Origin of the sequence: Streptomyces sp. NPDC056486 (genome assembly GCF_042795295.1) — a bacterium.
Classification (GTDB): Bacteria; Actinomycetota; Actinomycetes; order Streptomycetales; family Streptomycetaceae; genus Streptomyces.
This window is the reverse complement of sequence record NZ_JBHTSF010000018.1, coordinates 64,825-76,357: the sequence shown is the minus strand read 5'-3', so window position 1 is coordinate 76,357 and position 11,533 is coordinate 64,825. Positions and strand designations below refer to the sequence as shown.

Genomic DNA, 11,533 nt, shown 5'->3' with positions numbered 1-11,533 from the left:
GTTAGTGGGGTTAGGGGGATTTCTGCTCACTCTTGTGCTGGCCCGCCTTGTGGTGCTTGTGCTGGTCCGCCTTGTAGTGGTCCGCGTTTCCGCCGCTCACCCGCGCGAGCACCTCGCCCGTCCGCGGCCCCCACGCCACCACCACGGCCTCCTCGGGCACCTTCTGGTCCGGCGAGAGCAGCAGCCAGCGCACGTGGTTGCGGCGGACCGTCTGCGTGCGTTCGGCGCGGGTCGAGTCCGGGGCGAGGTAGTCCCGCACCTCCTGGAGGCGCCGGTTGCGTGTGTCCTCGGCCAGTGAGGCGTCAGGCCAGGCGGGCGCGACGAGGTTCGCGCCGTACGCCGGGAGGGAGCGGGTGGGGTAGTAGCCGTCGGTGAGGACGACGTCCCCCTTGTGCAGCCGGCTCACCGCCCAGCCGTAGCCGGGCCAGCGCGGCGGCTGGTCGAAGCCCACCGGGTCCACGGCGCGCGGCACGACCGCACCCGCCTGGAGCGTGAAGAAGCCGATGGCCGCTCCGGTGGCCGCGACGCCCCCGAGCGCCATGCGCCACCGGCGCCAGGGCCGTGGCGCCGCCAGCTCGATCGCGAGGGCGAACTGGAGCGGGACGAGGGTCAGGCCCAGGATGCGGCCGTAGGTGTAGTGGCCGCTCACCCAGCCGTACGCGACGACCGCGCAGTCCAGGGCGAACATCAGGACCAGGGGGTCGCGGCGGTTCTTGCGGAACCTCAGGGCGAGGGCCGGGAGGCCGATCAGCGCGAGCCAGAACCTCCCGGGCATCTCGGTGTAGAGCTGCTGATGGATCCAGTCGACGCTCTCGTCGCCGACGAGGGAGAACACGGAGTAGTAGGGCCAGCTCGCCGCGATCACCGCCGCCGTCACCGCGGTCACCGCCCATTTCCACAGCGCGGAGAAGGGGAGGGGGCGCCGGGCCGAGGCCGCGAACGCCACCACGCCGGTCACCGCCGCCACGGACGAGATCGGGTGGACGAGGAGGATGACCCCGCACAGCACGCCGAGACCCGCGTACGACATGACGCCCCGAGGCGCCTTCGCGAGCGAGCCCGCCAAGGCCCACGCCCAGAACGCCAGGCCGATCGCGAACGTCGACGGATACCCGAGGTTCCCCGTCATCGACATCAGGCCGAGGTAGCCGCTCCACCACGCCATCCGGGTGCCCCAGAGCACCACCATCGCGAACAGGGCCAGGACAGGAGCCCATTGACGTGGCGTCAGGACTTTCACGAACCGGCCAAGGCCCGTGAGCAGCACAAGCAGGTTCAGCGGCCCCGCGAGCTTGACGATCTCCCAGCCCGCGAGCCCTGTGACCCGCGCGAAGGCACCCTGCGCGACCGCGTACGGCGAGTAGTACGGGCTGCCCGCGCCCGGCAGGTCCGCCATCGGGTGGCGCGGGTGCAGGAGGTCGGCCTTGAGCCGCTCGATCACCGCCGCGTGCTGCCCGAAGTCGCAGCACATCGGCACCCGCCAGAAGGCGAGGGACATGACGATCCAGAAGAGCCCGCCGAACACCACGTACGGGCTCGGCCGCCACCGCCCCCGCCCGTGCAGGGCCGTCGAGCCGTGGACCTGGCGCCGCGTGAGGAGCGCGGCCCCCCGCGTGGCCATGGTCATCGCATGAGCCTCTCCGCGACGCGCGCCGACGCCCGCCCGTCGTCCAGGTCGCAGTAGGCCTCGCGGAACGCCGCGTACGCGTCCGCGTGCCGGGCCGTCAGGGAGTCCAGGTCGCGAAGGGCCTCGACGACCTCGCCGGTGGAGGCGAGCAGCGGGCCCGGCGCCCGGGTCTCGAAGTCCAGGTAGAAGCCGCGGACCGTGTCGCGGTAGTGCTCCAGGTCGTAGGCGTGGAAGAGCATCGGGCGCCCGGTGTGCGCGAAGTCGAACATCAGGGACGAGTAGTCCGTCACCAACACGTCCGAGATCAGGAGGAGTTCGGCCGTGCGGGGGTGGGACGAAACATCGCGTACGAAGGGCGCCCGGGCCCCGGCCAGGCGGCCTGCCGTCAGTGGGTGCTTGCGTACGAGGAGGACGTGGTCGTCGCCGAGTACTTCCTGCGCCGCGGCGAAGTCGAGCGCGGGTTCGTAGCGGAAGCGGCCGGGGGAGTAGGCGAGGTGGTCCCGGTAGGTCGGCGCGTACAGGACGATCCGTTTGCCGGGGTCGATGCCCAGGTCGCGGCGCACGCGTTCGGCGACCTTGCCGCGGTCCTCGGAGAAGAGGACGTCGTTGCGGGGCGAGCCCGCCTCCATGACCTCGCCCTCGTAGGCGAGCGCGCGCCCCAGGTGAGGGGTCGAGAAGCGGTTCGGGGACACCAGCACGTCCCACTGCCGTGAGAGCTTCGGCAGGGCGTCGAGGTGGCCGTGGTCGGCGTAGAGGGTGTCGGTGAGATCGGTGCCGATGCGTTTGAGGGGCGCGCCGTTCCAGGTCTGTACGACCGTCTGCCCGTCCCGCCTCTCGAAGAAGTCGGGCAGATGGCCCGCCGTGACGATGCGCCGGCAGCGGGCGAGCGCCTCGTACCAGGCGGCGCTGTGCTCCTCCACGCCCTTCGCCCCGGCAGGGACCCGCGTCTGCTGGTCCTGTGTCACCCACAGGTGCTCGACGTCCGCGCCGCGCCGCACCAGCTCCTCGTGGACCGCGCGCGGGGAGTCCCCGTCGAAGTAGAGCACCGCGTCCCGCAGGGGCTGTGTGCGCCGGCTCGGGTAGTGCGCGGTACGCAGCCGGTGCCGACGGTAGGCACCCCGCTCGCCCCGCGCGAGCACGGACCCGGACTCCAGGAGCAGCCGGTCGCCGAAGCGCCGGTCGACGGTGAACTCCCGTCCCTGAACGGTCTGGTGGAGCGGGAAGGCGGCGGACACGGAGGCGAGGAGGCGCACGGGCATGCCGTCCTGCGGAACGCCGTGCGCGGCGGCGTCACCTCCCACCTCCCGCAGGAACGCGTACCACCGCCCCTCCCGCAGCACCCCGCCCCCGGGCGCCACCACCCCTCGGAAGCGACCGGCGGCGCGCTCCACCGGCACGGTCAGTTCCTCGTCCCTGCCGCTGTGCCGGAGCACCAGTTCCGCCGCGTCCCAGCTCGCGTCGGACACCGTCCCCTCGACCGTCAGGGTGCCGTCCTCGCTCCACACCACCCGGTCGGCGATCGGCTGCCGGGTCAGTTCGACGACGAGCTGCCCCTGGTCGTTGGCCGATGCGCACAGCTCACGGCCACTCGCGTCACGGCCGCTCACGCGCGAGGCGTAGCATCCCGGCGGCAGGTCGAGGGCGGCGGCGAGGGACTTCAGCTTGCCGTCGGGCAGGACCAGGTTGGCCTGCCAGCGGTCGCCGTGCGGGGGCTCGACCTCCTTGGGGGCGAGGTGCGGGGTCGGTGCGACGTCCTCCAGGTCCGGGAGGCGCACGCGGACGTCGAAGCGGTCGTCGTCCGAGAGCGCCACGGGGTAGTCGAACTCCGCCGACGAGTGCTTGTGCGTCAGGCGCAGGGCCGTGGGGCGCAGATGGCTCGGCAGGTGGCCGCTGAGGACCATCTCGTCGCCGTCCTGGTGATGGGCGTCGACCCGCGCCACGTAGTCCTGGATCCGCAGCACGAGGCGGCCCTTGCTGTAGCCGAGTACCAGGCGGAGACCGTCGCCCAGTTCGCGCAGGACGGACTGGGCGGCCGAACCGTCCAGGGGGCGGACCGCGGCCCGCCGCACCGCACCGTGGCCCGCCACGACCACGCCGAGCAGCCAGTTGCCGGGCCGCCACCGGCCGCCCGTCTTCAGCTGCTCGGGGTCGATGGTCAGCTCGAACCCGGAGAGGTCGTAGCAGTGCAGCTGCTGCTGGGAGTTCTCGGTGGCCTGCGGGGCGGCGACGGTCCGGGTGGAGACCTTCCTCAACTGCGCCCTGCTGTGTGCCGACTTGAGGACGGCCGCCTTGATGGAGTGCCCTGGACGCGTCGCCTCCAGGTTGCGCACGTACGCGTATCCGCTGATCCGCAGCAGCCCGTCCGCACCCCAACCGGCCTCCCGGACCCGCGCGATGACCGGCAATTCGCCCCGCCCGATGCGGGCCAGCTCCTGCGGCACCCGGATATGACCGCCCGACGCACGGGGGTACGCGGCACTGCGCCGCACCACCCCGCGGATCTGGAAGGCGCTCCCGTTGCGCTGCTCGAACGTGAGGAGGTCGATCAGGTCGGCGGTGCGGCCCTCGCGCACGAGATGCCATTTCACGCGCAGGGACACCGGGAGCCCCGTGATCACCTCCGGATCGGCGCGGCGCAGGAACGCCGACGCGCCCTTCATGAAGGTCGCGCGGTACTCGGGCCCGCCCATCGGCAGACCCTGGAGGAAGTACACGAAGTCGTCGCGCAGGCAGGAGGTGTCGTACGTCTTGCGCATCTCGGGCGCGTGCTCCGCGAGGAACGCGCTGACGTGCGCGCACGCCGCGATCCGGTCGCGCACGCCCTTGACGTCCGTGCGCCGCCGGGTGATCGAACCCTCGCGCACCCGCCAGTAATAGACGTGGTCGCTGAGCACGTCCACGGAGCCCGCGAGGAAGTGCGCGGGGATCATGACGGGCGTGTCCTCGTAGAGCTTGCCCTCGGGGAAGGTGAAGCCGTGCCGGTCCCAGAAGGCGCGGCGGAAGACCTTGTTCCAGGCGACGCGGTCGGCGAGCAGCTCCAGGTCACGGCTGATGTGGGTGCGCGAGCGCGGCTCGGTGAGCCATTTGTACTGCCAGGCCTGCTGGCGTCCGCGCTCGTTCAGGCGCCAGACGTTGCCGCTCGCGAAGTCGGATCCGGTCGAGTCGAGGCTCGCGGTCATCCGCGCGTACGCGTCGTGCGGCACGACGTCGTCGCTGTCGACGAACGTCAGATACTCGGCGGTCGGGGTCGCGTGCCGCACCCCGGTGTTACGGGCGGCGCTGAGCCCCGCGTTCGGCTGGCGCACATAGACGAACCGTGGATCCTTCGCCGCGAACTCGCGTGCGATCCGCGGACTGCCGTCCGTCGAGCCGTCGTCGACGAGCACGGCCTCCAGGTCGGCCATGGTCTGCCCGGCGATCGACTCCAGGCACTCTTCCAGGAACTCTTCGACGTTGTAGATGGGCACGACGACGCTGAGACGGGGCTGCACGGCGACCGGCCTTTCGTACGCTCCCGGGCATGGGGGCATGGGAGTAATCATGGGAATACGGGCGTATTCATCCCCTTTGCCCCTTCTCGTCAATATCTTTGCCTTCCTTCACCCCAATGAGTGAGGCAGGGTCTTCGACAGGACGTGTTCGGTTGACTACCTTCGGTGTTCATGTCGCGCTTCTCGGTCGTCGTCCCCGCCCACCGCGTCCAGGGCTATCTGCGGGAGTGCCTGGACTCCGTGCTCGCCCAGAGCAGCCGCGATCTGGAGCTGATCGTCGTGGACGACGCGTCGCCGGACGCCTCCGCCGCGATCGCCGCGGAGTCTGCGGAGCGCGACCCGCGCGTGCAACTCGTGCGCATCCCGGCGCACGCGGGTCCGGGCCCGGCCCGCAACATCGGCGCGGACCGCGCCACCGGCGACTACCTCCTCTTCCTCGACGGCGACGACCTGCTCCTGCCGGGCGCCATCGAGGCGATCGCCGAAGCCCTGGACGAGGCCGAAGACCCGGACGTCCTGCTCTTCGCCCACGACCGCGTCGACTGGTGGGAGAACGTCCGCGCGGGCGGCGACGACCTGACGGGCGACCCCCTTGCCGTCACCGTCGCCGCCTGGAACCGCGTCTTTCGGCGCGGCTTCTGGCAGGAGCGCCGCCTCGCGTTCAGCGACGGGGCGTACGAGGACGTGGTGCCGGTGCGGCGCGCGACCCTGGCCGTGGGCGGACGCACCGTCACCCTCGACAAGGCGTGCGTCCGCTGGCGCGAGCGGCGCGGCGGCAGCTTCGCCACCTCACCGGGCCGGGCCCACTTCGCCGTCATCGGGCGGTACGAGGAACTGCTCGCCGCCGCCGACCCGGCCGACCGCGCCCGGCTCGTCCCGCACGCCGCCGCGCATCTGCTCGCGGTGCTCGACGACGCCGGGCGCATCACGCCGCGCGACCGGCGGGACTTCTTCCGCGGGGCGGCCCGCCTCTACCGGACGTACGGGCCGGTGGAGGCGGCGGCCACACCGGGAGAGAGGGCCCTGGCCACCGCCTCGTACGCCGCCTACGAAGCGCAGCGCAAGAGCCGCTCCCGCAGGAAAGGCGTCACTCAGAAGCTCAAGGAGCAGAAGAAGAAGCTCCGCGCCCGCGCCATGCGCCTGACCTACCGCACCGACCTGCGCCGCCCCCTCGACCCCCACCTCGCGGTCTACGGCGCGTACTGGAACCGCGGAATCTCCTGCAACCCGGCCGCCATCCACACCAAGGCCCGCGAACTCGCCCCGCACATCAAGGGCGTATGGGTGGTCTCGTCCCGGCACAAGCACCGCGTACCCGCCGGGGTCGAGTACGTCGTCGAAGGCTCGCGGCGCTACTGGCGGACGATGGCGAGGGCGACGTACCTGATCAACAACTCCAGCTTCCCCGGCGGCTTCACCAAGCGCCCCGGCCAGGTCTACCTCCAGACCCACCACGGGACACCGCTCAAGAAGATGGGCCTCGACCAGCGCCGCTACCCCGCCGGCACGCACGGCATCAGCTTCCAGAAGGTCCTCGACCACACCGACCAGTGGGACTTCAGCCTCTCCGCGAACCCGCACTCCACGGAGGTCTGGGAGCGGGTCTACCCCTCGACGGCGTACCAGGCCCTGGAGGCGGGCTACCCCCGCAACGACGTCTACTTCACGACGGGCGAGGGCGAAATCAGCCGCATCCGCGAGGAGCTGGGGGTCGCGGACGGCCGCACGGTGCTGCTCTACGCACCCACCCACCGCGACTACCAGAAGGGCTTTCTGCCCCGCGTCGACCTGGAGCGCTTCGTGGGCTCGCTCGGCCCCTCGTACGTGGTGCTCGTGCGCGCCCACTACTTCTACGGTGCCGACGCGGGCCTGCGCCGCCACCCGCAGCTCGTCGACGTCACCGGGCACGCGCGCGTGGAGGACCTCTGCCTGGCCGCCGACGCCCTTGTCACGGACTACTCGTCGCTGATGTTCGACTACGCCTGTCTGGACCGCCCGATCGTGACGTACGCCCCCGACTGGCAGGCCTACCGCCTCGCCCGCGGCACCTACTTCGACCTCCTGTCGGGGCGCGCGGGCGAGACGCCGGGGGCCGTGGCCACCACCGAGGACGAGCTCGCCGGGCTCTTCCGCAGCGGCGAGTGGGACACGGCCGAAGCGGCACAGCTGCGCAAGGCCTTCCGTGCGCGGTTCTGCCCGTACGACGACGGGGGCGCCGCCGAACGTGTGGTCCGGCGGCTTTTTCTGGACGGTCAGCCCCGCTCGTAGGGCGAGCGGACCGGGAAGTACGCCGCAAGGAACGAGCGCATGGCAAGGGCCATCTCCTCGTCGGCGAGCTCGCTGTCCGGGGACTCGCCGATGCAGAACGCCGTCTTGCTGCGGCCCTGGAGCAGCTGGCCGAGGCGCGCGTGGTCGGCGCGGGTCCCGATGTCGATGAAGTCGTAGGAGATGCCCGCAGGTACCGCGCGCCCGGTGAGGTAGGCGTAGTGGTGGTGCAGGGACGACACCAGGGCGAGGTCGCTGTTCGAGCGGAAGCGGCTGCGCGCGGTGGCTCCGAGCTCGTCCGGGAAGCGCTCGGTGAGCTCCGCGAGGACGCTGCGGTGCAGGGCGTAGGGCGCGTGGAAGAAGCTGTGCGTCGTCGTCCTGCCGAACTCCCGCCGGAGCAGTTCCCGGTTGTTCTTCGCCGCGGCCAGATAGCCCTCGTCGTCCGGCGATACGGGCAGGGCGGGCACGGACGCCGACGACCAGAAGAAGCGGGAGGTGCCCGAGCTGAGGAAGAAGGTCTCCGGGGTGGTGGGGCGGCCGAGGAACATGTCGTCGTTGAGGTAGAGGAAGTGCTCCGACAGGCCCTCGATGCGGTGCAGTTGGCTCTCGATGGAGTGGGAGTTGAAGGTGGGCAGCGCCGAGTCCGGATCGGCGAACAGGTCGCGGTGGTCGACGACCGTGACGCCCGGGTGGGCCTCGTTCAGCCAGGACGGGGTCTGGCCCGCCGTGACGAGGTAGATGTGCCGGATCCAGGGTGCGTGCATCGCCAGGGAGCGCAGTGAGTAGCGCAGCTCGTCGCGGTTGCGGAAGCGGACGCTGCCGTGGTCCGGCGACGACTCGTCGTCGGGGCGGCCGAGTGCCGCCTTGCGGCGGGCGTGCCATTCGGGGTCGGAGTCGTCGACCCAGGTGTAGACCGCGTCGATCGGGAAGTCGATGTCGCCGATGAGGAGTTGGGAGAAGACGTTGAGCGTCGGATACGTGCGGTCGGCGACGCGCAGGGTGGCGGTGGGGGAGAGGGAGGGCAGCTCGGACCCGGCGAGGGTGCTGCCGAAGGGCGCGCGCCGGGTTTCGCTCACGTCGCTCACGTCGGTCCTGCCGGTCCTGCCGGTCCTGGCGGTCCTGGCGGCCCCGCCGACTCCGCCGTCTGCGAGTCGCGGCCAGAACGCCACCGTGCAGGACTGCCCGACGCCGTGCCGCAGGGAGAGCGTCGTCGTGGTCACCGGCTTGAAGATCTTGATGCCCGCGACCTCACCGATGCCGTCAAGGCGCTCGGCGAGCACGACTCCGGGTGCGGCGTCCCGCGGATGGATCAGCTCGGCGTAGACGGGCTGCCCGTGCAGGGACTCGGCCAGCGCCTTGAGCGCGCCATCGCGTTCGTCGTCGGCCACGGCGAGGGTGTGTGTGGTGCCTGATGTGCGCACGAGGACGTAGGGGATGTCCTCGGACTCCAGGGCGGTGGCGGTGAGTTCGAGGTTCCAGTCGGTCATGTCGGGCGCGAGGACGTCGTCACGGCGCTCGGCGAGCCTGCCGACCGAGCGGATGAGGATGCCGCTGGTGTCGGTGGCGATGATCTCGTCCTCGCGGGCCCGCTCCTCGGCGTTGGGCGCGGCATCCAGGGTGTACGGCGTGGTCGGGCGGAAGCCGCACCCGCCGGACGCGACCCCGAGCGCCACCCGGTCCGCGCGGTCGTCGAGCCGTTCGGGGGCGTCGCGCCTGGCCACGAGCCGCGAGTACAGCTCCTGCCAGCGCGCGGTGACGTCGGTGGAGGAGAAGCGGGCGTAGACGCCTTCGCGGGCGGCGTGGGCATAGCTTCGGCGGGTCTCCGGATCGCCCATCAACTCGCTCATGGCGGATGCTAGTTCATGAACCTCGCCGGGTGGTACGAGCAGGCCGTCGACGCGGTGCCTGACGATCTCCGCGGGCCCGGTCAGGACGTCGTACGCCACGACGGGCACACCCGCGGCGAGCGCTTCGAGCAGCACGAGCGGGAAGGCCTCGTTGTGCCCTGCGGTCATCAGGGTGAGCCCCGCCTTGGCCCACTCGGCGGCCATGTCCTGGCAGGGGCCGAGGAGTTCGACGCGGTCCTGAAGACCGAAGCCGTCGACCAGGCGGCGCAGTTGCTGCTCGCGGTGGCCGCCGCCGAAGACGCGCAGGGTCCAGTCCGGGTAGGCGTCGGCGATCTCGGCGAAGGCCCGTACGGCGTGGTCGACGCGCTTCTCGCCGGTGAGGCGCGCGGCCATGACGATGACCTTGCTCTCGCCGTCGGCGCGGGGCCTGAAGCCGTCGGGCACGGCGTTCGGGATGACCGCGAGCTCGGGGGCGGTGGCGCCGAGGGACTCCGCGATCCAGTCGCGGGTGCGCTCGGTGAGGGTGACCAGGGCGTCAAGGCGCGGCGCGTGCAGGAGCAGGGGTTCGCCGGAGGGGCCGCGGCGCTGGGTCGGGCGGTGCTCCTGGTGCACGGTGACGACCCTGGCAGGGACGAGTCCGACGGCGGCGGCCATCAGGGCGGGCGTCGTGGTGACCAGGACGTCGGTGTCCAGGGTGGTCAGGGCGGCGGCCATCTCGACGTCGGAGAGCCGGTCGAAGGCGGACTCCCAGGAGGGCTTGATCAGTTCGCTGGGCAGCGCGGCCAGGGTGCGGCAGGCGGCCTCGTCAAGGCGCGACGCGCGCACCGGACGCTCGGGGGCCGCCGTGCGGTCGACGAGATAGCGGACGGGGAGGCTGCGGGCCTCGGGGAAGAAGGGCTCGGGGCGGGTCCGGAAGACGGAGATGACCTCGACGTCGTGCCGGTCCGCGAGGTGCTGCGCCTGGGTGTACGTGGCCAGCTCGGTGCCGCCCATCTCGTCGCCCCAGCCGAGGAGGTACGTGATTTTCATGAGGTCTCCTTCGAGATGTCCCAGCACGTCAGGGCGAAGGCGCCGGACTTGGTGAAGTGGGCGTGGGCGCGAACCAGGGCGCCGCTCGGCAGGGCGAAGACACGGAAGGGGGTGGGGCAGGCGGTCGAGGGGTCGCGTACGTCGGAGAGCCACCGCCCGAGGGGGAGCGGGGTGCCGCGGCTCTCCGCCTCCACGTGGAAGTCCCACACCCACTGCCCGGGGCTCGCTCCTGCCATCTCGCCGAGGGGCAGCCGGAAGCTGAAATCGGTGCCGTGCCACATCGCCCCGACGGGCACGGTGACCCCGTCGCGCCGCCGCACGGCCTTCGCCCGCCACTGCCGCCGGTCGCCCGCCATGACGAGCCGTCCGTGCACGGTGATGCCGTCGCCGCCGGGCACGAACCGTACGAGCTCGGCGCGGGGCCTGGACCGGGTCACTTGAAGGACCGCGCGCCCGCTGCGGCACCGGACGACGCGGATGAGCGTGCCGGTGCGGGGGTCCGGGGCGTGCGGAAGGGTGGGCGTGGGCGGCAGTTCGGTGTTCCCGTCGATGCCGATGCCGATGCCGATGCCGATGCCGCGCCGCAGGACGCGTCCGCGGGCGTCGGCGGTGACGACCGTGAGCCGCCAGACGCCTTCGCCGAGACGCGGGCGGGCGGGGGTGGCGGGGTCGTCGAGCAGGTCGCGTACGTCGCGCAACGTCGCCGTTCCGGCAAGCAGCAGGCCACCGTGGGCGTGCTGTTCGAAGGCGAGCGGGATCCGGAACCGGCGGTGGCCGCGCGAGACGACCAGCTGGGCCCGGTCGATCTGCTCATCGGGGAGGGCGGCGACGGCGAGGTTGAGCGTACGGCTGTCCCGGATCGACAGATGCACGGGCGCCAGGAGCGCCTGCGCCCCGCCGCCGGACCGGCCCGCCGCGGCGCGTTCCGCGCGGAAGCGGGTGGACCGGGCGGTGGTGAGGAGCCGCCGTGCGGCGGGCGGCAGAGCCGGGGTCATGGCGTGAACCCAATGTGGTGCATTGGGCCACTTTGCCCGTTGTTCGCTCCGATGTGCCCGGTGTTCGCGCCGGTGCGGGGTGTGGCCGCGTGCGGGTCACCCGGCTGGCGGACCGGAGCGTAACTTGTGGCGATATGTGTAAGTTGACCCCTTAATGGTTATTTCTCTCGCGCAGTTCCAGCGCCGTAAGCAACCATCCGCACCACCGGGGTCCGCGCAACCGGCCGAAGCCCCCTCTTCGGCCCGCCCGCCGCGCGCAGTCGCCCTGTGCCGCCGCTG

Annotated in this window: 5 protein-coding genes; 1 reads left to right on the top strand and 4 read right to left on the bottom strand. The window is 71.8% G+C overall.

The genetic code is table 11. From position 1 onward, the window contains the following. Nucleotides 1–10: 10 nt before the first annotated feature. Together ACFQ7F_RS10715 and ACFQ7F_RS10710 are read right to left on the bottom strand one after the other, a co-directional pair. Entirely contained in the window at nucleotides 11–1,627 is a 1,617-nt protein-coding gene (locus tag ACFQ7F_RS10715) for a hypothetical protein (RefSeq protein WP_383269075.1), read from the bottom strand. Further along, the gene (locus ACFQ7F_RS10710; protein WP_383269074.1) at nucleotides 1,624–5,157 is read right to left on the bottom strand and encodes a CDP-glycerol glycerophosphotransferase family protein; all 3,534 of its coding nucleotides are present in this window, start codon (nucleotides 5,155–5,157) and stop codon (nucleotides 1,624–1,626) included. The genes ACFQ7F_RS10715 and ACFQ7F_RS10710 overlap by 4 nt, the downstream gene beginning before the upstream one ends. Nucleotides 5,158–5,289: 132 nt before the next feature. Between ACFQ7F_RS10710 and ACFQ7F_RS10705 the strand changes: the two genes are divergently transcribed. Then, complete coding sequence (locus ACFQ7F_RS10705) at nucleotides 5,290–7,386, top strand: CDP-glycerol glycerophosphotransferase family protein (RefSeq protein WP_383269072.1); 2,097 nt, start codon at nucleotides 5,290–5,292, stop codon at nucleotides 7,384–7,386. On the opposite strand, the gene ACFQ7F_RS10700 is transcribed toward ACFQ7F_RS10705, so the two are convergent. Together ACFQ7F_RS10700 and ACFQ7F_RS10695 are read right to left on the bottom strand one after the other, a co-directional pair. Continuing rightward, nucleotides 7,371–10,259: a stealth conserved region 3 domain-containing protein gene (locus tag ACFQ7F_RS10700; RefSeq protein ID WP_383269070.1), complete on the bottom strand. Its 2,889-nt coding sequence runs from the start codon at nucleotides 10,257–10,259 to the stop codon at nucleotides 7,371–7,373. The two genes, ACFQ7F_RS10705 and ACFQ7F_RS10700, sit on opposite strands and share 16 nt — an antisense overlap. Then, a complete protein-coding gene (locus tag ACFQ7F_RS10695) occupies nucleotides 10,256–11,254 on the bottom strand; it encodes a hypothetical protein (protein WP_383269068.1) in 999 nt (332 codons plus the stop codon). Before ACFQ7F_RS10695 ends, ACFQ7F_RS10700 begins: the two co-directional genes overlap by 4 nt. Nucleotides 11,255–11,533: the final 279 nt, after the last annotated feature.